This is a genomic window from Pseudomonas sp. GW821-FHT03C07 (genome assembly GCF_059420925.1).
In genome coordinates this window covers 1-23,067 of record NZ_JBWKUQ010000026.1, presented here as the reverse complement: position 1 = coordinate 23,067, position 23,067 = coordinate 1, and the positions used below count along the sequence as shown (strand labels likewise).

Genomic DNA, 23,067 nt, shown 5'->3' with positions numbered 1-23,067 from the left:
GAACGCGCTTGTGCAGATCGCTCTCTATCAATGCCCGCCGCAACCACTGGATGTCGCGGGCAACCTGCAACGCTTGCAACGTCTGACCGTCGAGGCCCGTGGCGTGGACGTGCTGGTGCTCCCGGAGATGTTCCTGACCGGCTACAACATCGGTGCCGAAGCGGTCGGCGCCCTGGCCGAAGCCCACGACGGCGCCAGCGCACAACATATTGCCGCCCTCGCCCGGGCGGCGAACATGGCCATCGTCTATGGCTACCCGGAGCGCGCCGAGGATGGCCAGATCTACAACGCGGTGCAGTTGATCGACGCCCACGGCCAGAGCCTGTGCAACTACCGCAAGACCCACCTCTACGGTGACCTTGATCATTCGATGTTCAGTGCCGGCCCCGACCACTTTCCGGTGGTGGAACTGGGCGGCTGGAAACTCGGACTGTTGATCTGCTACGACGTCGAATTCCCGGAAAACACCCGTCGCCTGGCCCTGCACGGGGCGGAGGTGATCCTGGTGCCTACGGCCAATATGGTGCCGTTCGACTTCGTCGCCGATGTCACCATTCGGGCCCGGGCCTTCGAGAACCAGTGTTTTGTGGCGTACGCCAACTACTGCGGTCATGAGGGCGATATCCAGTACTGCGGCCAGAGCAGCATCGCCGCACCGGACGGCAGCCGCCTGGCCCGCGCCGGCCTGGATGAGACCTTGATCGTCGCCACCCTGGACCGTTCGCTGATGCAGGCCTCACGGGCCAACAATCGCTATCTGCTGGACCGCCGTCCGGCGCTCTATACGGACCTGAGCCGGGACTGAGCGAGCGTTATCCGCTAAAATGGGCGTTCCTCTTCCCCGGAAACGCCCATGTCCCTGCCGACCTCACCCGACCCCGAAGGTCCCGCGTCCTCGAACGAATCCGCGGAGCCAGTACCCACGCAGCCTTCCAGTCCCCTTGTGTCGCCCACTGAGCCCGCCGAGCGCGCCGGGCTGATTCGCGGACAAACCAGCGCCCACCGCGGGCTGCGCACCTTTGCCCAGGACCGCTCACGCAATCGCCGCGAACGCTAGGCCAATATCTGCAAGCCGTATTTCTGCACGATGCTCAATAATTTGAGTGCCATGCCGCTGGGTTGCTTGTCGCCCGCCTCCCACTGCTTCACGGTCGAGGCACTGGTGTTCAGGTAACGGGCGAAAACCGGTTGACTGACATGGTTACGCTCACGCAGTTGCTTGATCTGTTCCGGCTCGATTTCATCCGGGACCTGCGCCAGGCAGGACTCATCGAACTCACGCATGGTCGCCTTGCTGATCGCCCCAATGGCCTGCAACGCGCTGGCCGACTCATGAATCGACTCCAGTGCCTCGCTTTTAAATGTCTTGGTCATGACCTATCTCCACAAATTCTTTCATTTCCAGTAGCTGTTGGACCTGTTGCTCACTAAGCCCCTCATAGGCTTTGGCCAACGCCTTGAAGGCACTGAGCTCCTGCGCCGTGATATTGCTCTGATCGCTTTTGGCGAATAGAAACTGGAAGACCCAGTAACAACGCCCCCTCGCCAATACAATGGAGCGATGACGGTTCTCGTTGAGCCGCTTCTTCCAGACCCCGCCGCCCAGATTGTCCGCCTGACCACTGATGGCTTCCTTCATCGCGGCGACTAGCGCTGCATCGGTAATCAGTGCCTTTCTCGCATCGACGCTGAAGCGCCGGGTTTTGAAAAACCTGTATGGCATGGAAATCCTTCTCCAAAAACATACCACTGAGTGGTATATAAGTTCAAGCCCGTCACACACCTCGTTGTTCGAGCTCCTGAAGGGTGTCCTCGTGTAAGACAGCACGCGTTGAACGCCGCCCACAAAAAAACACCCCGTGCCAAAAGAGTCAGGCACAGGGTGATGCGTTATACCGCGAGACGGTTCGGGAATTCGTCGGGGAAAAGGCGCTGGTCAATGTCAGACGGCAATACCCTTGCGGCACTGGACCTGGGCGGTCCGCACTCGGGAAAAGGCATGGGCCAGGCGCAGCAGCATCGCGTCGATATCGCTCTTGCTGACGTTCAGTGCCGGAGAAAATCGCAGGCAGTCGGCGTTCGGCGCATCGAGCAGTAGCCCTTCCTGCAACGCCGCCTTGACAACCGCATCCGCCGACTCGTCACCCAGGGTCAAGCCCCAGAGCAAGCCGGTACCGCGCAACTCTCCCAGGGCATAACGCTGGGCCAGACGTGTCAACCCATCCCGCAGGTACTGCCCGGTTTCGCGGACACGGGGGAGGAAATCACCGCCAAGCAGCGTCTCCAACACCGCCAGCCCGGCACAGCACATCATGGCATTGCCGTGGTGACTGCCACTGACTTCACCTGGCGCGAAGCAACAAGCCTTGCCCCGTGCCAGCAGGGCGGCCAGCGGCACACCGCCGCCCAGGCCTTTGCCCAGGGTGATGATGTCCGCTTTCACACCGTACTGTTGCTCGACCAGCAAGGTACCGCAGCGCCCCATGCCGGTCTGCACTTCATCCAGAATCAGCAGGATGCCCAACTCACGGCATAACCGCTCGACCCCCTTGAGATAATGCCCCGTCGCCGGAATCACCCCTGCGGTACTCTGGATCGGTTCCAGCATGATCGCGACGGTCTTGGCATCCACGGCCGCATGCAAGGCCGACAAGTCATTGAACGGCACCTGACTGAAACCCGGCAGTGGCGGCTCGAATCGATTGTCAAAAGCATCTGACGCCGCCAGGGCGCCGAAACCACTACCGTGGCAAGCATCACTCACAGAGATGATCCGAGACGCGCCACCGCGATGCAGTTGCCCCCATTTGCGCGCCAGCTTGATCGCGCCGTCGCAGGCTTCGGAGCCGCTGTTGAAAAAATGCACCTGATCGCAGCCGGTGCTTTCACACAGTCGCTGGGCCAGATTCAATTGACCCTGGTTGTGCAGTCCGCCACCAACGTTGATCAAGCCATGGGCCTGGTCGGACAAAGCCCGGGCCAGCACGCCGGGACTGTGGCCAAGACTGTTGCTCCCAGCACCCTGGCTGAAATCCAGATAAGCCTGGCCCTGCGCATCCCACACCGAGGAGCCCTGCCCGCGAACGAACACCGGAGCAGGACGCTCGACAGCCGTCATCAGGTATTCATGGGTGACACTGTCACGCCGGGTGGATTGTCGGTACTCGGCCGTCAGGTCATCGAGACTCGGTGGCGTGCGGCGCAAGCTGAACAGGTTCATGCGCGCAAACCTTCCAGCGGCAGGCCGAGCAGCCGCGACGACCAGTCCTCCACCCGCCCACTGCGCAGGCGCTTGATCGCCGTGTCGCGCCAGCGCGAGGACAGCGCCGGACAATCCACCAACTTCTTCAGGCCTGCGTGTTCCAGAGGCTCCTGATAGAAAGCATGCAGTGCCCAGGCCACGGTCAGGCCGGGATAACTGCGTTGAATCAGTTCGAACGGTTGATCGGCGCTGACAAAACCCGACTTGAGCACCCGGTAGAACCAACCGCAGCGCCCCGTGTCCTGCGCCTGCTGTGGTAGCTCCGGGAGCATTCCGAGGCGGCTCAGGCGATAGCAGGCCGAACGCGGTTGGCTGACCTGCAACAACGCGCCGCCCCAACGAAACAGATCGCCCAGGCAGACCTGCTCCTCGGTCAGACCCCGCGTCGACAAATTCTCGCCAAAGGCCGGTGCGGCCCAGTCGAACTGTGGATAACGTTTGCGCCAGTAGGCGTAGTGCTCGGCGGGGTAGTGATGCAACGCCCGCTCAGGCCCGGTATGAAAGCGCGGGTCGCCGTGCTCATCACTGCCCAGGCCCTGCGGCCACAACCAGAGCCGGTTGGCAACCCGATGTTTATCCGTATCCCCCACCAGACCCTGGCCGAGATTTTTTGCCTTGCCTATGTAAACACCGTCCACGTAAACAGTATTCATCGCACTCTATGGCCCTGTAAGCCTTATGATTGGGGTTAGACTAGGCTTCTCCGGCACCCGCAGCCATTTCGTTTTTCGAGCATTTTCGATAAGTACAGCTTATGGATTTCAAGCAACTGCGTTATTTCGTCGCGGTGTATGAAGAGGGCCATGTCGGCCGGGCCGCCGAACGCCTGTCGATCTCGCAACCGGCCCTCTCGCAGCAGATCCGCCAGCTCGAACACAACCTGGATGTGGGCCTGTTCGAACGCAGCAGCAAGCGCCTGCTGCCAACCCTCGCCGCCCATACCCTCTACAACCATGCATTGCCGCTGCTCGATGGCCTGCAACGGGCCCGCGACGACCTGCGCAACTTCCAGGGCCAGGCCCTGCGAACCCTGGCCATCGGCGTGCTGCAGACCGTGCACACCAGCCTGGTGCCGCAGATGCTGGAACGGGTGCGCAAGGCCCAGCCGCACCTGGTGGTGCAGATCTACGAATTGACCGGCATGGAGATCGAACGGCGCCTGCTCAATGGTTCGCTGGATATCGGCATCAGCTATCTGCCGCCACGCCAACCCGGCTTGCACGGGGTGCTGTTGTACGAAGACGAACTGCAACTGGTGATTCCCAGCGATCATCCCTTGCGCGAATTCAAGAAGGTCTCCTTGAGCCAGGCCGCCGAACTGCCGATGTTGCTGCTGGGCGAGGAGTTCCAGATCCGCCAGATCTGGCAGGGACAACTGGCCAATCTGGGGCGACGCCCTCAGGTTCAAGCCGAGCTGAACAATATGGCCGGCATCCTCGACAGCCTGCCGCACACACGGCTGGCGACGGTGTTACCAGGCCGCTCACGGCATGAACATGACGACGACCTGCTGCTCTGGAAGCCGCTGACCGAACCGCGGGTTGCCTTGAAAGTGGGACTGGTGTGCCGCGATATGCAGCGCCAACAGGCAACGCTGGAGTTATTGCGCAACTTGCTCGAAGACGTGACGAACCGCTCGGGCGGGCATTCGCCGGTGGTACGCGAAGGACTGAACTGACCGCTACTTTTTCGCGGGAAAAAGAAAACCCCGCCGAGGCGGGGCTTTGCAGACTGTTTCCCTGACATCCCTTTCACTCCACCGTCCTGGCAGAATCCTACGTGTCCCTGTTGTTGCTTTTGAGCTTCCTGCTCGACGTCCTTGGTGCAAAGATTATCGCTGGATCCAATCTGGCGATAGGGGCAAAGAGCAGCGCGTTATGTAAGTAAATGCTTACAAGGCATCCGAAGAATCAAAATTGCTCGGCATCCAGTAGGAACAACGACTCGCTCCCGGCTTTTACCGAGGCCGTCAGCGAGTGAATACGCGGCAACAGACGTGCGAAATAGAACCGCGCCGTGCCCATTTTGCTTGCGTAGAACGTCTCCTGACTCTCCTTGCCCAACGCCGCCTTGGCCATCAGTGCCCACATGTAGGCATAGGCGGTGTAACCGAAGGCTTGCAGGTATTCGACAGATGCCGCACCGATCTCGTCCGGGTTGCTCCTGGCACGTTCCAGGACCCAAGCCGTCAGGTCATCGAGGTTGTCCACGGCAGCGCCCAGCGGCTGGGTGAACTCGGCCAACCCGGCGTCGGCGGTGTTGATGAAATGACGAATCTCTTCGGCGAACAGCTGGTAATAGGCGCCGCCGTTGCCGACGATTTTGCGCCCCACCAGGTCCAGGGCCTGGATGCCGTTGGTACCCTCGTAGATCTGGGTGATACGCACATCGCGCACCAGTTGTTCCTGTCCCCACTCGCGGATGTAACCATGGCCGCCGAACACCTGCTGGCCGTGCACGGTGGTTTCCAGGCCCAGGTCGGTCAGGAACGCCTTGGCCACCGGGGTCAACAAGGCCACCAGGCCATCCGCGCGTTCGCGGGTGCTGGCGTCTTCACTGAACTTGGCGGTGTCCAACTGCATCGCCACGTAGGTGGAAAATGCCCGACCGCCTTCGTTCGAGGCTTTCATGGTCAACAGCATGCGCCGCACATCGGGATGCACGATGATCGGGTCGGCGACCTTGTCCTTGGCCTTCGGCCCGGTCGGCGAACGGCTTTGCAGGCGATCACGGGCGTATTCGACAGCGTTCTGGTACGAGCGCTCACCCGACGCCAAGCCCTGGATACCCACACCCAGGCGCTCGTAGTTCATCATGGTGAACATCGCGGCCAAGCCCTTGTTCGGCTCGCCAATCAGGTAACCCACGGCTTCATCGAAATTCATCACGCAGGTCGCGGAAGCCTGGATGCCCATCTTGTGCTCGATGGAACCACAGCTCACCGGGTTGCGCGCGCCGAGGCTGCCGTCGGCATTGACCCTGAACTTCGGCACCAGGAACAGCGAGATCCCCTTGGGACCGGCCGGGGCGTCTGGCAGCTTGGCCAGCACCAGGTGAATGATGTTCTCGGTCAGGTCGTGCTCACCGCCGGTGATGAAAATCTTCGTCCCGCTGACCTTATAGGAGCCATCTGCCTGCGGCTCGGCCTTGGTGCGGATAATCCCCAGGTCGGTACCGGCGTGGGGTTCGGTCAGGCACATGGAACCGGCCCAGACACCCGCATACATGTTCGGCAGGTAAGCGGCTTTCAGCTCTTCGCTGGCATGGGTGTTGATCGAGACACAGGCACCAGCCGTCAGCATCGGGTAGAGACCGAACGCAAGGCTGGAGGAATTGATCATTTCTTCGACCTGGGCCGACACCGCCTTGGGCATGCCCATGCCGCCGAAGTCCGGATCACCGCCAACACCGACCCAACCGCCTTCGGCGTAGGTCTGGTAGGCCTGCGGGAAACCGGCCGGGGTGAACACCGCGCCGTTGTCCCAGCGGCAGCCTTCCTCATCGCCGCCACGGCTCAGCGGCGCGATGCTCTTGGCGGTGACCTTGCCGGCCTCTTCGAGAATCGCTTCGACGGTTTCGGCGTCGACGGTCTCGGCCAGGGCAGGCAATTGAGCCCAGAGTTTCGCGACCTCGAACACTTCGTTGAGGACGAAGCGCATATCGCGCAGGGGCGCTTTGTAGTCAGCCATGGCAAACCTCGCAAGATCTAAACGATAGGCCCCGGATGGGGCCGATTTTCTAAGGTCTGAGTTTACCCGAACAACTTTTGCGACACATAGGGTCTATGTGTGACTTTTTTGTTATTTTTGGTCATAAATATATCCGGGGCATGCGCTGTCTGTGCCGACGCCTTCGCGGCGGTGCGGCGATCCGACAAGCTCCGCTCCCACAATGGGATCTGTGCCGGGCACAAGTTTCGTGCACGGCAGAAAATTTAATGTGGGAGCGGAGCTTGCCCGCGAAGAGGCCCTCGAGATCACCCAACCCATTAAAGAGAAAACAACTCCGCTGGCAGGCGCATCAAACACTCACTCCCCGCCTCAACCGCCGCCCGATGGGCAGTCGTGCGCGGCAGCAGGCGCTTGAAATAGAACTCGCAGGTCGCCAGCTTGCCCTGGCAATACTCGGCGTCACCGCTACCCTCCTCCAACTGCGCCTGGGCCACCAACGCCATGCGCAGCCAGAGGTAGGCGAGGATGATGTAACCGCTGTACATCAGATAATCCAACGCCGCGGCCCCCACTTCATCCGGGTTCTTCATCGCCGCCACGCCAACCTGGGTAGTCAGCTCACCCCACTGCTGGTTCAAGCCGTCCAGTTGCGCCACATAACCCTTGAGCTGCGGATGCCCGGCATTCGCCTGGCAGAACTTGTGCACGATCCTGGTAAAGCCACGCAACAACTTGCCTTGACTGCCGAGCACCTTGCGCCCCAGCAGATCCAGCGCCTGAATGCCGTTGGTGCCCTCATAGATCGGCGCGATCCGGCAATCACGGACCAACTGTTCCATGCCCCACTCACGAATGAAGCCGTGACCACCGAACACCTGCATCCCATGGTTGGTCACCTCAAGACCGGTCTCGGTCATGAAGGCCTTGCAGATCGGCGTCAGGAAGGCCAGCAGGTCCTCGGCCTCCTGGCGCTGGCTCGCATCGCCGCCCAGGTGAGCGACATCCAGCCACTGCGCGGTGAAGTAGGTCAGCGCCCGGTTGCCTTCGTTGAAGGCCTTCATGGTCAGCAGCATGCGCCGCACATCGGGATGGACGATGATCGGGTCAGCAACCTTGTCCGGCGCCTTGGGACCGGTGAGTGCGCGCATCTGCAGGCGATCGTTGGCGTAGCGGACCGCACCCTGGAAACTCGTCTCCCCCAGGCACAGGCCCTGCATCCCGGTGCCAAGCCGGGCATGGTTCATCATGGTGAACATGCAGTTCAGGCCCTTGTTGGCCTCGCCAATCAGAAAGCCCCTGGCGTCGTCGAAGTTCAGCACGCAGGTCGCGGAAGCCTTGATCCCCATCTTGTGCTCGATGGAACCACAGCGCACGGCATTGCGCTCACCCGCATCGCCGGCGGCATTAGCCAGGAACTTGGGCACTATAAACAGGGAAATGCCCTTGGTCCCCGCCGGGGCGTCCGGCAGCTTGGCCAGCACCAGGTGCACGATGTTCTCGCTCATATCGTGCTCGCCAGCGGAGATGAAAATCTTGCTGCCGCTGATCGCATAGCTACCGTCGGCCTGGGGCACGGCGCGGGTCTTGATAAGCCCCAGATCAGTGCCGCAGTGAGCCTCTGTCAGGCACATGGTGCCGGTCCAGCGACCCTCGGTCAGTTTGCTCAGGTAGGTGTTCTTCTGTTCCTCGGTGCCGTGGGCATGGATCGCCGACATGGCGCCGTGGGTCAGACCCGGGTACATGCCCCAGGAGGTATTGCTGGAACCGATCATCTCGCTGATCACCAACCCCAGGGACAGTGGCAGGCCTTGCCCGCCATAGGCTGGGTCCGCCGCCAGGCCATGCCAGCCGCCTTCGACATACTGGGCAAAGGCCTGCTTGAAGCCCTGGGGCGTGGTCACCACACCGTTGTCGAAATGGCAGCCTTCTTCATCGCCGGAGCGGTTCAGCGGCGACAACACCTGCTCGCAGAACTTCGCCCCCTCTTCCAGGATCGCGCCGACCATGTCGGGGCTGGCATCGGTGGCGCCAAGGGCGAGGTAGTGGGCGTGGAAATCGAAAACATGGTCGATCAGAAAGCGCATGTCACGTAGCGGGGCTTTGTACTCAGGCATGGTCGTTTCTCCGGCAGCAGATGCCTCAAGCTACTGCCCTGCCCGGTCCCGGACAATCACCGTCCAACCGCTGAATGCTCCACCATCACTCAGCCGACAGCTTCGCCCGTGCGGATCGCGCCACGCCGGCTCTGCCCCGCCGCGACCACGCAGTTACGCCCCGCGCCCTTGGCGGCATAGAGCGCCTGGTCGGCGGACTTGAGCACTTCTTCCGGGGTGCGCTGCTCCGGCTGACGCTCGGCGACACCGATACTCACGGTCACCGACACACTGGTAGCGCCACTGCCGGCCCGGCGCTGACGACCTTGCTGGTCGTCCTGGGGGCGGTTGTCCTGGTTGCGCAACTGGATATGGTAGTTGGCGATCACTTCGCGAATGACCTCCAGGTGCGGCATGCACTCCTCCAGGCTTTTGCCGGCGAACACCACCGCGAACTCTTCACCGCCGTAGCGATAGGCACGACCGCCGCCGCTGACCTTCGCCAGCTTGCTGGCCACCAGGCGCAGCACCTGGTCGCCAACGTCGTGACCGTGGGTGTCGTTGAATTTCTTGAAGTGGTCGACGTCGGTCATCGCCAGCACATAGTTGCGCCCCAGGCGCTGCATGCGCTCGTTCAGCGCGCGACGTCCCGGCAAGCCCGTGAGCTCGTCGCGGAAGGCCATCTGATAAGCCTCGTGAGCCACCGCCGCGGCAATCATTAACATCACCTGGCTGCACATGATGTTCAAGGTGAACGGCAGAATGAAGGTCTTGGGCAACATCCAGAACAGCCCGAGCAGCCCGGTCAGTTGCGCCGCGTGCAGGGGGCGTGGATTGCGCCAGTACTGCACCGTGAGCAACACAAAGGACGCGAAGAACACCGGGTAGGACAACTGGATCAGGCTCATCCAGGCGCCGTGCAGCGCCGGCCAGCGGATTTCCGCCAACCAGTCGAGCAAGCTTTGCGGATAACTCTGCTCCAGGCCCAGTGCCACGCTGCCCACCGCCAACAGCACGGCGAACCGCGCGACCATGTCCTGGAACAGGTGCGTGCGCTCCTGCCAGGCGGCATACACACCAAACAGCAGGGGCAATAACAGGCAACACAGGTGGAAGACCACCGCGGCGTCCTCACGGACCTTGCCGTGATCCCGGTAATAATCGGTCTGGGTGGAGAGCAGGAAATAGGCGATGTACACCGTCACCATCAGGAACAGTTCGCGCTGGCGTCGGTACACCGCGCAGTAGGACCCGCCCAGCAGCAAAACCAGGGTCGGCAGCACATTGAACAGCGAGGTGAAGAAGACGTTGAGTTCCTTGACGTAGGCAGCCGCGAGCCCCGCAAGCAACAACAGGAGAGAGGGTAAAAAATGACCAACATGGACAGCGGAAGAACGCGGCAAGGGTAAAGCTCCGACCGGCAACGCAATAAATGGCATTGTGCCTGTATTGTAAGATCTAAAGTACGGCAATGTGATATCAGTCACAAATGCCACCTCTTTAACGGCAGCGCAACGATTCTTCTTAGCGATTTAGTCGGGAATTTTTTCTCTGCGCATCGCCACGGGTGGCACGCAAAAAAGCCGCTTCCCCCGAAGGCGAAGCGGCTTTTGCAGTGAACTCAGTGCGGCTTAGTAGCCCAGGCTGAAGTTCTCTTCTTTCATGTCCATCAGGTTGTTCGCGCCCGACAGCATGGTTGCCACGTGAGTGCGGGTACGCGGCAGGATCCGCTGGAAGTAGAAGCGCGCGGTCTGCAGCTTGGCGGTGTAGAAACCTTCCTCGCTGGTACCGGAGGCCAGTTTCTCGGCCGCCAGGCGCGCCATGTCGGCCCAGAAGTAAGCCAGGCAGGCATAACCGGAGTACATCAGGTAGTCCACCGAAGCGGCGCCGACCTCTTCACGGTCCTTCATCGCGGCCATGCCGACTTTCATGGTCAGCTCGCCCCATTCCTTGTTGATGGCCGCCAGCGGTGCGACGAACTCGCTGACCGCTTCGTTGCCTTCGTTGGCCTGGCAGAACTTGTGGACGATCTTGGTGAAGCCCTTCAGCGCTTCGCCCTGGGTCATCAGCACCTTGCGACCCAGCAGATCCAGTGCCTGGATCCCGGTGGTGCCTTCGTACAGCATCGAAATGCGGCTGTCGCGAACGTTCTGCTCCATGCCCCACTCGGCGATAAAGCCGTGGCCGCCATAGATCTGCACGCCATGGTTGGCGGCTTCGAAGCCGACTTCGGTCATGAACGCCTTGGCAATCGGGGTCATGAACGCCAGCAGTGCATCGGCTTTCTTCTTCTCTTCTTCATCCTGGCCGTACTTGACGATGTCGACCTGCTTGGCGGTGAAGTAGACCATCGCCCGGTTGCCTTCGGCGAAGGCCTTCATGGTCAGCAGCATGCGACGCACGTCAGGGTGCACGATGATCGGGTCGGCGGCTTTGTCCGGCGCTTTCGGGCCAGTCAGGGAACGCATCTGCAGACGCTCGCGCGCATATTTCAGACCGCCCTGGAAACCGATCTCGGCGTGGGCCAGGCCTTGCAGCGCGGTCCCCAGGCGAGCGGTGTTCATGAAGGTGAACATGCAGTTCAGGCCCTTGTTCGGCGGGCCGATCAGGAAGCCGGTGGCGGCGTCGAAGTTCATCACGCAGGTGGCGTTACCGTGGATGCCCATCTTGTGTTCCAGGGAACCGCAGGACACCGCGTTGCGCTCACCCACGCTACCGTCGGTGTTCGGCAGGAACTTGGGCACGATAAACAGCGAAATACCCTTGGTACCGGCCGGCGCATCCGGCAGGCGTGCCAGGACGATATGGACGATGTTGTCGGCCATATCGTGTTCACCGGCCGAAATGAAGATCTTGGTGCCACTGACCTTGTAGGAACCGTCGGCTTGAGGCTCGGCCTTGGTCCGCAGCATGCCCAGGTCGGTACCGCAGTGCGGTTCGGTCAGGCACATGGTGCCGGTCCATTCGCCGGAAACCAGCTTGGTCAGGTAGGCCTTTTGTTGCTCAGGGGTACCGTGTTCGGAAATGGTGTTCATCGCGCCATGGGACAGGCCCGGGTACATGCCCCACGACCAGTTGGCTTCGCCGACCATTTCGCTGACCGCCAGGCCCAGGGACTCCGGCAGGCCTTGGCCGCCGTGTTCGACGTCGTGGGCCAGGCTTGGCCAGCCACCTTCGACGAACTGCTTGTAGGCTTCCTTGAAACCGCTGGGTGTCTTAACGCCGGACTCGCTCCAGGTGCAACCTTCGGTGTCGCCAACCCGGTTCAACGGGGCCAGTACCTGCTCACAAAACTTGGCGCCTTCCTCGAGGATGGCGTCAACCATGTCCGGGGTAGCGTCCTGGCATGCCGGCAGGCTCTGATAGTGCGCTTCGTAACCGAGCAACTCGTCACGGACGAAGCGAATATCACGCAAGGGGGCCTTGTAGTCAGGCATAGCGATAAACCTCTGCTGATGAATCCTGGAATGAGCGACCGCGTCGATTTGCCACGCCGGTCAAACGGTTGTTTGAAACATACGTTTGCGCTCAATCCTTGTCAAGTATCGTTCATAGTCCATTCGTCATACATGGGTGAACGGTGCGCAGGAAAAGGCCGACAGCCTTGAAGGGCAGCCAGGGGCGTGTAGTAGAAAGAATAGTCGAGGGTGAGAAAGGGTTATGCGGGGGCGGGACTAAAGCCGAACAGCTGAAAACACCGCAAATCCTGTAGGAGCTAGCTTGCCAGCGATGAGGCCTGCAAGTCTCGCATCGACTTACCGACCGCCATCGCCAGCAAGCCGGCGCCTACAAAAGGACCGCGTTTCAATTCTGATAGGGTGGTGCGCGCCCTCAGGCGTAGGTATCGATCAAGGTACCCAGCGCCTGGTCCGAGGCCTTGGCCACCTTGGCGCCCAACTCGACCTGAAGCTTGCCCTGGGACATGTCCACCATGGTGCTCGACAGATCTTGCTGGCTGCGGTCCACCGACAACAGCCGGTTGACCTGGGTGTCGGACGACTGGCTCTTCAGCGAGCGCTCGGCAATGGTATCGGCAACCTGACTGGCCGACTGATCGACACGATTCTGCCCGGACCGAATAGTGCTCAGACCGGCATAAACAGCGGTATTTCCTGAGATTTCCATGGGCAGACTCGACTGGATACAGAATCAACAGCCTGCATTTAAGCAGACCTGTCAAAGAAACACCCGTCAAAAACAATAATGGCAAATTGCCTGTTGATAGCCAGAGTCTTCGGCAAGCACCGAGCAACCCGCAGACACCGCAGTGCGGCATCTAATCCAGCAGGTCCAATTGCAGGTACTGCGCCACGGCTCCAGCAGTCGCCGCCTTGAGCCTCGGCACCCGCCCCAGGCAAGGCGCAGGCAGGCGTTCGGCGAGAGTCGCGAGGTTCTCTTCCAGGCGCGAAGTCTTCGGCTCGATGATATTGGCGACCCAGCCGGCCAGTTGCAGCCCGTCCCGGTCGATGGCTTCGGCGGTCAGCAGGGCATGGCTGATGCACCCCAGGCGCACCCCCACCACCAGGATCACCGGCAAGAGCAATTCCCGCGCCAGATCCGACAGACTGGCCTGGTCCGCCAACGGCACCCGCCAGCCGCCAGCGCCTTCTATCAGGGTAAAGTCGGCCTGCTTGGCCAACACCCGTTGCATCGGTCCCAGCAAGGACTGCACGGTCAGCTTCACCCCGGCCTCGCGTGCGGCCAGATGTGGGGCAATCGCCGGTTCGAAGGCCATCGGATTGACCTCGGCATAGGTCAGCGGCAGCGAACATTCGGCCAGCAACGCCAGGGCATCGGTGTTGCGCAGCCCCTCGGGCGTCACCTCGCAGCCGGACGCCACCGGTTTGCCCGCCGCGGTACTCAGGCCAGCCTGACGGGCCGCGTGCAGCAAGCCCGCGGCAATCGTGGTCTTGCCCACGTCGGTGTCGGTACCGGCAATGAAATAGGCAACACTCATAGCGGTTTCTCCAGAATCGCGTAGACCACCTGATAGGTCGCCGGCAAACCTTCGGCCTGGCGAAACTGTTCATAGGCCTGCATCAACCTGAGAATCCGCGCCCGTCCGGTCAAACCACCCGGACGGCCGGGATTGAGGTTATGCGCGCCCAGCGCCTTGAGCTCATGGGTCAGGCTGCGCACATCCGGGTAGTGCAACACCTGCGGTCGGCTTTCCAGGCTGACCACGCGCAAGCCGCTGTCCCGGCACAACTGCTGATAGTCGCTGAACAGCCGGAAGCGGTTGACGTGCACCAGACCATCCACCGCCCGCCAACTTTCCCGCAGTTCGTGCAGGGTGCCGACACACAGGCTGGCAAAGGCCATCACGCCGCCCGGCCGCAGTACGCGGTGGGCCTCGCCGAGTACTGCGGCGAAATCGGCACACCATTGTACCGCCAGACTGGAGAACACCAGGTCGCAGCTACCGGCCTGCAATGGCAGGCGCTCAGCGTCCCCGGCAACAAAGTGCCGGGCACCGCCGAGCGGGCGGGCGTGTTCCAGCATGCCTTGAGCGATATCCAGCGCCACGCCTTCGCCCTGCTCGAAGCGAACGCCCAGGGCCCGACTGAAGTAGCCGGTGCCACAACCCATGTCGAGCCATCGGGACGGACTCAACTCGGTGGGCAGGCGTCCGAGCAATTCATGACCGACATCGCGCTGCAACTGGGCGACGCTGTCATAGCTGGCCGCCGCACGGGAAAACGAGGCAGCAACCTGACGCTTGTCGGGCAGGCCGCCCGGCAAGGCAGGGTGGGAAAGATCAGTCATCACCGGACTCATGCAAAAAGGCCTGGATAGCCCCGGCCACTCCATGGGGGTCGTCCAGCAGAAAAGCGTGGCCGGCCTGTTCGATCAGGCCGACTTCGATATCCGGCAGCAACGCCAGTAAATTACTGGCGGCCTCGGCCGGCACCAGGCCATCCTGGCCGGCGAACAAGTGCAGTTGCGGACCGCGATAGGCTTGCAGGGCCTGGCGGGTATCCAGTTGCGCCAGCACCTCCAACCCGCTCAACAGGGTCGCCGGTGCCGTGTGCGGCGCACCAGCCAGAAGCAGTCGAGCCTGCCCGCGCGGGTCAGCCGCCCCTTGGGCACAGAGCAGGCTGAAGCGCTTGAGGGTCATTTGCGGATCGGCGCGACAGCCGGCCAGGAACAGGTCGAAGGTATCGTTCGCCATTGCCCCGGACCAGCCATCACTGACCACGAAACAGGGGTTGCTCGCCAGCGTCAGCAGGCCGCAGCAACGCTCGCCGCGCCGCGCCGCCAGCGCCGAGGCGAGCATGCCGCCGAGGGACCAGCCACCCAGCCAGGCATTGTCCGGCAGGGTCGCATCCAGTTCGTCGAGCCACTCGTCGGGGTCACCGGAAGCCAGTTCCGGCAAGGGCTCGATTTCCACCCGCAGGTGCTCATCCAGCCCGCGCAAGGCGGCGGCCAGGGGCTCCAGCGGCGAGATGCCGAGGCCCCAACCGGGCAACAGAATCAGACGATCACGCATGGTTTGGCTCCAACGGCGCAAAGGGACCCAACACGCTGAAACACGCGGCCAGCCCCTCTAACAATAGCTGCACCTGCGCCTCGCTGTGGGCCGCGGACAGGGTCACCCGCAGCCGGGCACTGCCCGCCGGGACGGTCGGCGGACGAATCGCCGTCACCATCAGCCCGCGCTCACGCAACAGCTGCGAAAAGCGCAGCGCCCGGCCGCTGTCGCCGATCAGGATCGGCTGGATCGGGGTGAAGCTGTCCATCAAGGTCAGGCCGATTTGCTCCGCGCCCTGGCGGAACTGGCGAATCAGCCCATTCAGGTGCTCGCGCCGCCAGTGTTCGCTGCGTAACAGTTCCAGACTCTTCAACGTCGCACAGGCCAGGGCCGGCGGTTGGCTGGTGGTGTAGATGTAGGGCCGAGCGAACTGGATCAGGCTTTCGATCAACTCCTCACTGCCGGCGACAAAAGCACCCGCCGTGCCGAAGGCCTTGCCCAGGGTGCCGACCAGCACCGGCACGTCCTCCTGGCTCAGGCCGAAATGCTCGACAATGCCGCCACCGTTGGCCCCCAGCGGGCCGAAACCGTGGGCGTCATCGACCATCAGCCAAGCGCCTTTGGCCCGGGTTTCACGGGCCAGGGCTGGCAAGTCGGCGAGATCGCCGTCCATGCTGAAGACCCCGTCGGTAACCACCAGGGTATTGCCGGTGGCTTTTTCCAGGCGCTTGGCGAGGCTGGCGGCGTCGTTGTGCAGGTAACGATTGAAGCGCGCCCCCGAGAGCAACCCGGCATCCAGCAGCGACGCATGGTTGAGACGGTCCTCCAGCACCGTGTCGCCCTGCCCCACCAAGGCCGTGACCGCACCGAGGTTGGCCATATAGCCGGTGGTGAACAACAGCGCACGTGGCCGGCCGGTAAGATCGGCCAGGGCCTCTTCCAGGGCTTGGTGCGGTCCACTGTGGCCGATCACCAGGTGCGAGGCACCGCCGCCGACACCCCAGCGCGCCGCGCCGGCCTGCCAGGCTTCGATGACCTGCGGATGATTGGCCAGGCCCAGGTAGTCGTTGTTACAGAAGGCCAGCAAGGGCTGGCCATCGACCACCACCTGCGGGCCCTGCGGACTCTCCAGCAGCGGGCGCCGGCGATAGAGGTTTTCGGCCTGTCGGGCGGACAGCCGGGCACAGAGATCGAAGGACATTGGAGCCTCGCAAAGGCGATCCGAGGAACACCGCCCGAACCTGTGGGAACAGGATTTATCCGCGAAGCTTTTGGCGATCTTGAGGACGCCTTCGCGGATGAACCCCGCTCCCACAAAGCCGAGCGGTGTCCTGGGTGAAAACGGTGTGGATCAAACAGCGGCGTTGTAGAACTGCTCGCTGCTCTTTTGCTCCACCAGCGCCTGCTCGATGGCCGCCTGGTGCACTTCGTCAGCGTGCTCTTCGCGGGCTTCCGGCAGGATGCCCAGACGCGCGAACAACTGCATGTCCTTGTCGGCCTGCGGGTTGGCGGTGGTCAGCAATTTATCGCCGTAGAAGATCGAGTTGGCACCGGCGAAAAACGCCAGGGCCTGCATCTGATCGTTCATCGCCTCACGGCCCGCCGACAGGCGGACGTGGGATTGCGGCATCAGGATCCGCGCCACCGCGAGCATGCGGATGAAATCGAACGGATCGACGTCATCGGCATTTTCCAGCGGCGTGCCGGCGACCTTCACCAGCATGTTGATCGGCACCGACTCCGGGTGTTCCGGCAGGTTCGCCAGCTGGATCAGCAACCCGGCGCGGTCGTCGAGGGACTCGCCCATGCCGAGGATCCCGCCGGAGCAGATCTTCATCCCGGCATCGCGGACATAGGCCAGGGTCTGCAGGCGCTCGCCGTAGGTGCGGGTGGTGATGATGCTGCCGTAGAACTCCGGCGAGGTGTCGAGGTTGTGGTTGTAGTAGTCCAGGCCGGCATCGGCCAGGGCGGCGGTCTGGTCCTGGTCGAGCTTACCCAGGGTCATGCAGGTTTCCAGGCCCATGGCCTTCACCCCTTTGACCATCTCCAGCACGTAAGGCATGTCCTTGGCCGACGGATGTTTCCACGCCGCGCCCATGCAGAAGCGGGTCGAACCGATGGCCTTGGCCCGCGCGGCCTCCTCCAGCACCTTCTGCACTTCCATCAGTTTTTCTTTTTCCAGCCCGGTGTTGTAGTGACCGGACTGCGGGCAATACTTGCAGTCTTCCGGGCAGGCGCCGGTCTTGATCGACAGCAGGGTCGACACTTGCACACGGTTGGCGTCGAAGTGCGCGCGGTGCACGGTCTGGGCCTGGAACAGCAGGTCGTTGAACGGCTGGACGAACAGAGCCTTGACCTCGGCCAAAGACCAATCGTGACGCAAAGTGGCGGTGATGCTGGCGCTCATCGGCGGAGTTCCTTGTTTTATGCTGGGCAAGCGGCTGGGGCAAAGGAATACCCACAGACGCGACACGGATGCTCGGCATATTTAAGGAAGACTCATGCGCTGTCAACCACGATACGCAGGACCGGTTTACATCTGGTTAAAAAACAAACAAACCTGTTTGTTATGCGATGAAGCCACCGACACCCCTCACCCGATCTGTACGCCCTGCGAGAGCGAGCTGCCCTGGTTGATGGCGGCCTGCCAGGTCTGTGCCCTGCCGTTGCCAGCGATGGGGCTGACCTGCGGGCAGTGCTTCAAGCAGCCGCCGACCTTCGAGCAGGTGATTGCGCCCTGGACCTATCGCTTCCCGCTGGACAGCCTGATCACCCGTTTCAAGCACCAGAGCCAATGGCCGCTGGGGCGACTGCTGGGTGAATTGCTGGCCCAGGCGTTGCGTGAACGCTTTGACGATGGCTTGCCGCGACCAGACCTGTTGCTGCCGGTGCCCATGGCGACCCGGCGTCTGCGTCAACGGGGTTATAACCAGGCGGCGATGCTGGCGAACTGGTTGAGCCAGAACCTGGAAATCTCCGCAGATGAACACCGTTTGCAGCGTGTTCAGGACACCATCGCGCAACAGGAACTGGACGCCAGGGCCCGCCGACGCAACCTGCTGAATGCCTTTGCCCTGGCGCCTGGCTCGGAGGTCGAAGGTCTGCACCTGGCGCTGGTAGACGATGTACTGACCACTGGTGCCACCGCCGAAAGCCTGGCCCGCTTGCTGATGAAGGCGGGGGCACGCCGGGTCGATGTCTATTGCCTGGCGCGGACACCGAGCCCGGAAAATCGCTAGCCGTCTCAAAGACACCACGGAACCTGTAGAGCCTGGCTTGCCAGCGAATAGGCCCTTGAGCCTTGCGGCGATCTTGCGAACGCCATCGCCAGCAAGCTGGCTCCTACAGAAATCGCGTTCGGCTTGAGTTAACAAGTCTCGGCGGCTTGACGTCGAAAGCACCGAGAGGCACCTTGCCCAATACCCCCGCCGCCCGAAGTCCGCGCCATGTCCCTGCCCGTCCTGCTGACCCAACACATCGTCCGCCGCCCGCAGCGCATCGCCCTGCTGCAACATATCGCCGAACAGGGCTCGATCACCCGCGCCGCGAAAAGTGCCGGCCTGAGCTACAAGGCCGCCTGGGATGCCATCGACGAGTTGAACAACCTGGCGCAAAAGCCCCTGGTGGAACGCAGCGTCGGTGGCAAGGGCGGCGGTGGCGCCAAGCTGTCGACTGAAGGCGAACGGGTGCTGCGTCTTTATCAACGCCTGCAAACCATCCAGGCCCAGGTCCTCGAAGCCGCCGAAGACAGCGGCGACCTCGACCTGCTCGGCCGCCTGATGCTGCGCACCAGCGCCCGCAACCAACTTCACGGCACGGTGCAGGACATCACCCGCCACGGCCGCAACGACCTGGTGCGCCTAGCTTTGGCCGGTGGGCTCACGCTCCAGGCGCAGATCACCCACGACAGCACCCTGCGCCTGGAGCTGGAGAGCGGTACCGAAGTGGTCGCCCTGATCAAGGCCGGGTGGCTGGAATTAAGTGCCATCGGCGCTACCGAAAAATCCGGACACAATTCTCTGAGCGGTCAAATCGAGGCCATTTCCGAGGACGAAGACGGCCCTTCGGAGGTCAGGATCGCGCTGCCGAACGGACAAACTCTCTGTGCACTGGCACCACCGGAGCAAATAAAAAATCTCGGCCTGGGGGTCGGAAGCCCGGTGCAGACGGTGTTTGCGCCGTCCCTGGTGATTCTGGGCACACCGTTATGACGCCATCGCCAGCAAGCCGTCTCCTACAGAAGAGCGCATACCCCCTGTAGGAGCCAGCTTGCTGGCGATCGATCGCGCAGCGATCCCCCCGCTTTTCCTGCAACAAATCCGTCACAACGCCTTACTAAGGTGAGCCCCTGACCCGCAGGGAGCCTGATCATGAACCTCTTAGAAGAAAACCAACCCACCGACCTGGAACAGATGGTCGGCCTCAGCCGTCGTGGCTTTATCAGTGCCGGCGCCTTGTGCGGCGCGGCGATGTTCCTCGGCGGCAACCTGCTGACTCGCAGCGTGATGGCTGCCAGCGTCAGCGCCGCTTCCGGCCAACTGCTGGGTTTCGACAGCATCGCCGCCGCCACCAGTGACACCCTGACCTTGCCGCCCGGCTATACCTCTTCGGTGCTGATCAGTTGGGGCCAACCGCTGACCAAGAACGGCCCGGCCTTCGACCCTAGCGGCAACGGCACCGCCCAGGCCCAGGAAGTGCAGTTCGGCGACAACAACGACGGCATGAGCCTGTTCCCCTTCCCCGGCGACGACAACCGCGCGCTGATGGCGATCAACAACGAATACACCAACTACCGCTACCTCTACCCCCACGGCGGCCAGCCGCAATCCCTCGAAGATGTGCGCAAGGCCCAGGCCAGCGAAGGCGTGTCGGTGATCGAAATACAGCGCAAGGACGATCAATGGCACTTCGTCCAGGGTTCGCCCTACAACCGACGGATCCACGGCAATACACCGATCCGCTTCGGTGGTCCGGCAGCCGGCCATCCCTGGCTGCAGACCAAAGCCGACAAGCGGGGCCGCAAAGTCCTCGGCACTTTCCAGAACTGCGCCAATGGCAAGACACCCTGGGGCACCTACCTGACCTGCGAAGAGAACTTCACCGACTGTTTCGGCAGCGGCAATACCGAACAGAAATTCGATGCCGCGCAAAAGCGCTATGGCGTCGTCGCCACCAGCAAAGAGATCAACTGGCACGCCCACGATTCGCGCTTCGACATGGCCCTGAATCCCAACGAGCTGAACCGTCACGGTTGGGTGGTGGAAATCGACCCGTTCGATCCGCAGTCGACACCGGTGAAACGCACCGCCCTGGGCCGTTTCAAGCACGAAAACGCGGCGCTGGCCGAAACCCGCGACGGCCGTGCCGTGGTCTATATGGGCGACGATGAACGTGGCGAGTTTATCTACAAGTTCATCAGTCGCGACCCGATCAACCACAAGCACCCCAAGGCCAACCGCGACCTGCTGGATCACGGCACCTTGTATGTCGCGCGATTCGACAACGGCGACGGCAACCCGGACCGACCGAAGGGCGCTGGCGAATGGGTAGAACTGAGCTTCGGCAAGAACGGCATCGACGCCGGCAGCGGTTTCGCCAGCCAGGCCGAAGTGCTGATCCATGCTCGTCTGGCCGCCAGCGTGGTCAAGGCCACGCGCATGGACCGTCCGGAGTGGATCGTCGTCAGTCCCATTGACGGCCAGGTCTATTGCACCCTGACCAACAACGCCAAGCGTGGTGAAGAGGGTCAGCCGGTGGGCGGGCCGAACCCGCGGGAGAAGAATCTCTACGGGCAGATCCTGCGCTGGCAGGCCGCGGGCAATGATCATGGCGCCAACACCTTTGGCTGGGACCTGTTCGTGGTCGCGGGCAACCCTGCCGCACACCCCGGCACGGCCAAGGCCGGCTCATCCAATATCACTCCGCAGAATATGTTCAACAGCCCCGACGGCCTGGGCTTTGACCAGGCCGGCCGCCTGTGGATCCTCAGCGATGGCGACTACAGCAACGCCGGGGATTTTGCCGGCATGGGCAACAACCAGATGCTCTGCGCCGATCCGGCCAGCGGCGAGATCCGCCGCTTCATGGTCGGCCCGGTGGGCTGCGAAGTGACCGGCATCAGCTTCTCCCCGGACCAGAAGACCTTGTTCGTCGGCATCCAGCATCCCGGTGAGGCCGGTAACTCGACCTTCCCCGAACATTTGCCGAACGGCAAGCCACGCTCCTCGGTGATGGCGATCCGGCGGGACGATGGCGGGATCATCGGCGCCTGACGATCCCTCTTCGCGGGCAAGCTCCGCTCCCACAAGGTTTCTGTCGTATGCGGTATCCAGGCTTGACTCAAATACTGTGGGAGCGGAGCTTGTCGGATCGCCGCACCGCCGCGAAGAGGCCAGAACAGCCGACACCTTTCTACGCCCCGGTGCGCTAACATGCTTGGCCGGACGCGGCCGCCTGCCGCCCGCAGGAGTCAACATGTCCCACCCGTTTGAAACACTCACCCCCGACCTGGTGCTCGACGCCGTGGAAAGCATCGGCTTTCTCAGTGACGCCCGGGTCATGGCGCTCAACAGCTACGAAAACCGTGTCTATCAGGTGGGCATCGAAGACAGCGAACCGCTGATCGCCAAGTTCTACCGCCCCCAGCGCTGGACCAACGAGGCCATTCTCGAGGAACACAGCTTCACCTTTGAGCTGGCCGACTGCGACGTGCCGGTCGTCGCGCCGATGATCCACAACGGCGCAAGCCTGTTCGAACACGCCGATTTTCGCTTCACTCTGTTCCCCCGGCGTGGCGGCCGGGCACCGGAGCCGGGCAATCTCGACCAACTCTATCGCCTTGGGCAACTGCTCGGCCGCCTGCACGCCGTGGGCGCCACCCGTCCGTTCGAACACCGCGAAGCGCTGGGCGTGAAGAACTTCGGCGACGACTCGCTGACCACCCTGCTGGAAGGCAACTTCATTCCCCGCAGCCTGCTGCCGGCCTATGAGTCCGTGGCCCGCGACCTGCTCAAGCGGGTCAAACAGGTCTACGCCGAGACCCCGCACCAGAACATCCGCATTCACGGCGATTGCCACCCCGGCAACATGATGTGCCGCGACGAGATGTTCCACATCGTCGACCTCGACGACTGCCGCATGGGCCCTGCAGTGCAGGACCTGTGGATGATGCTCGCCGGCGATCGCCAGGAATGCCTCGGCCAACTGTCGGAACTGATGGATGGCTACCGAGAGTTCCACGACTTCGATCCCCGCGAACTGGCGCTGATCGAACCCCTGCGCGCCCTGCGCCTGATGCACTACAGCGCCTGGCTGGCCCGCCGTTGGGACGACCCGGCGTTTCCCCACAGCTTCCCGTGGTTCGGCAGCGAGCGTTACTGGGGCGACCAGGTCCTGGCCTTGCGCGAACAACTTTCAGCGCTGAATGAAGAACCGCTGAAATTATTCTGACGGTTGTGGCAGGATTTGCTGACAATGGCGCCTGAAAAGACGCCATCGCTGGCAAGCCAGCTCCTTGTATCTCGACTAACGCTCCGTCAGGAGCGATAGTTCTCGACTGATCATCGAGGG

Annotated in this window: 20 protein-coding genes; 6 read left to right on the top strand and 14 right to left on the bottom strand. The window is 62.3% G+C overall.

The genetic code is table 11. The annotated features are described in order from the left end of the window. Positions 1-10: 10 nt before the first annotated feature. On the top strand, positions 11-805 hold the full coding sequence (locus AC07VG_RS30525) for a carbon-nitrogen hydrolase family protein (protein WP_495003377.1): 795 nt from the start codon (positions 11-13) through the stop codon (positions 803-805). Between the two features lie 248 nt (positions 806-1,053). Here the strand turns inward: AC07VG_RS30525 and AC07VG_RS30520 are convergent, their stop codons facing one another. The 4 genes from AC07VG_RS30520 to AC07VG_RS30505 form a co-directional block, all read right to left on the bottom strand. Beyond that, a complete protein-coding gene (locus AC07VG_RS30520; protein ID WP_495003376.1) occupies positions 1,054-1,374 on the bottom strand; it encodes a helix-turn-helix domain-containing protein in 321 nt (106 codons plus the stop codon). Beyond that, positions 1,358-1,723 (bottom strand): type II toxin-antitoxin system RelE/ParE family toxin, encoded by a 366-nt coding sequence (locus AC07VG_RS30515; RefSeq protein ID WP_495003375.1) that lies wholly within the window; start codon positions 1,721-1,723, stop codon positions 1,358-1,360. The genes AC07VG_RS30520 and AC07VG_RS30515 overlap by 17 nt, the downstream gene beginning before the upstream one ends. Before the next feature lie 219 nt (positions 1,724-1,942). Beyond that, on the bottom strand, positions 1,943-3,220 hold the full coding sequence (locus AC07VG_RS30510; RefSeq protein WP_495003374.1) for an aspartate aminotransferase family protein: 1,278 nt from the start codon (positions 3,218-3,220) through the stop codon (positions 1,943-1,945). Continuing rightward, positions 3,217-3,915 carry an MOSC domain-containing protein gene (locus AC07VG_RS30505; RefSeq protein ID WP_495003373.1) on the bottom strand — a complete coding sequence of 233 codons (699 nt, stop codon included), beginning with the start codon at positions 3,913-3,915 and terminating at the stop codon, positions 3,217-3,219. The genes AC07VG_RS30510 and AC07VG_RS30505 overlap by 4 nt, the downstream gene beginning before the upstream one ends. Positions 3,916-4,016: 101 nt before the next feature. On the opposite strand from AC07VG_RS30505, the gene AC07VG_RS30500 reads away from it, so the two are divergent. After that, complete coding sequence (locus AC07VG_RS30500; RefSeq protein WP_495003372.1) at positions 4,017-4,940, top strand: LysR family transcriptional regulator; 924 nt, start codon at positions 4,017-4,019, stop codon at positions 4,938-4,940. 232 nt (positions 4,941-5,172) lie between these two features. Here AC07VG_RS30500 and AC07VG_RS30495 read toward each other — a convergent pair whose 3' ends face one another. From AC07VG_RS30495 to bioB, 10 genes are all read right to left on the bottom strand, one after another. After that, positions 5,173-6,951 (bottom strand): acyl-CoA dehydrogenase C-terminal domain-containing protein, encoded by a 1,779-nt coding sequence (locus tag AC07VG_RS30495; RefSeq protein WP_495003371.1) that lies wholly within the window; start codon positions 6,949-6,951, stop codon positions 5,173-5,175. Positions 6,952-7,250: 299 nt separating this feature from the next. After that, the gene (locus AC07VG_RS30490; protein WP_495003370.1) at positions 7,251-9,047 is read right to left on the bottom strand and encodes an acyl-CoA dehydrogenase C-terminal domain-containing protein; all 1,797 of its coding nucleotides are present in this window, start codon (positions 9,045-9,047) and stop codon (positions 7,251-7,253) included. 89 nt (positions 9,048-9,136) lie between these two features. After that, positions 9,137-10,429 (bottom strand): GGDEF domain-containing protein, encoded by a 1,293-nt coding sequence (locus AC07VG_RS30485; protein ID WP_495003369.1) that lies wholly within the window; start codon positions 10,427-10,429, stop codon positions 9,137-9,139. A 228-nt stretch (positions 10,430-10,657) separates the two neighbouring features. Beyond that, positions 10,658-12,463 (bottom strand): phenylacyl-CoA dehydrogenase, encoded by a 1,806-nt coding sequence (locus AC07VG_RS30480; protein ID WP_495003368.1) that lies wholly within the window; start codon positions 12,461-12,463, stop codon positions 10,658-10,660. Positions 12,464-12,857: 394 nt separating this feature from the next. Continuing rightward, a complete protein-coding gene (locus AC07VG_RS30475; protein ID WP_495003367.1) occupies positions 12,858-13,151 on the bottom strand; it encodes a pyrroloquinoline quinone biosynthesis protein PqqE in 294 nt (97 codons plus the stop codon). Between the two features lie 151 nt (positions 13,152-13,302). After that, complete coding sequence (gene bioD / locus AC07VG_RS30470; protein ID WP_495003366.1) at positions 13,303-13,983, bottom strand: dethiobiotin synthase; 681 nt, start codon at positions 13,981-13,983, stop codon at positions 13,303-13,305. Beyond that, complete coding sequence (gene bioC, locus AC07VG_RS30465; protein WP_495003365.1) at positions 13,980-14,792, bottom strand: malonyl-ACP O-methyltransferase BioC; 813 nt, start codon at positions 14,790-14,792, stop codon at positions 13,980-13,982. Before bioC ends, bioD begins: the two co-directional genes overlap by 4 nt. Beyond that, entirely contained in the window at positions 14,785-15,516 is a 732-nt protein-coding gene (locus AC07VG_RS30460) for an alpha/beta fold hydrolase (protein WP_495003364.1), read from the bottom strand. Before AC07VG_RS30460 ends, bioC begins: the two co-directional genes overlap by 8 nt. Continuing rightward, positions 15,509-16,699 (bottom strand): 8-amino-7-oxononanoate synthase, encoded by a 1,191-nt coding sequence (bioF, locus tag AC07VG_RS30455; protein ID WP_495003363.1) that lies wholly within the window; start codon positions 16,697-16,699, stop codon positions 15,509-15,511. The genes AC07VG_RS30460 and bioF overlap by 8 nt, the downstream gene beginning before the upstream one ends. A 150-nt stretch (positions 16,700-16,849) precedes the next feature. Beyond that, complete coding sequence (gene bioB / locus AC07VG_RS30450) at positions 16,850-17,905, bottom strand: biotin synthase BioB (protein WP_495003362.1); 1,056 nt, start codon at positions 17,903-17,905, stop codon at positions 16,850-16,852. A 94-nt stretch (positions 17,906-17,999) separates the two neighbouring features. Here bioB and AC07VG_RS30445 point away from each other — a divergent pair, with 94 nt between their 5' ends. The 4 genes from AC07VG_RS30445 (at position 18,000) to AC07VG_RS30430 (ending at position 22,947) form a co-directional block, all read left to right on the top strand. Further along, complete coding sequence (locus AC07VG_RS30445) at positions 18,000-18,737, top strand: double zinc ribbon domain-containing protein (protein ID WP_495003361.1); 738 nt, start codon at positions 18,000-18,002, stop codon at positions 18,735-18,737. A gap of 207 nt (positions 18,738-18,944) precedes the next feature. After that, complete coding sequence (locus tag AC07VG_RS30440; RefSeq protein ID WP_495003360.1) at positions 18,945-19,709, top strand: TOBE domain-containing protein; 765 nt, start codon at positions 18,945-18,947, stop codon at positions 19,707-19,709. 159 nt (positions 19,710-19,868) lie between these two features. After that, positions 19,869-21,770: a PhoX family protein gene (locus tag AC07VG_RS30435; RefSeq protein WP_495003359.1), complete on the top strand. Its 1,902-nt coding sequence runs from the start codon at positions 19,869-19,871 to the stop codon at positions 21,768-21,770. A gap of 202 nt (positions 21,771-21,972) precedes the next feature. Beyond that, on the top strand, positions 21,973-22,947 hold the full coding sequence (locus tag AC07VG_RS30430; RefSeq protein WP_495003358.1) for a serine/threonine protein kinase: 975 nt from the start codon (positions 21,973-21,975) through the stop codon (positions 22,945-22,947). The last annotated feature ends 120 nt before the right edge of the window (positions 22,948-23,067 follow it).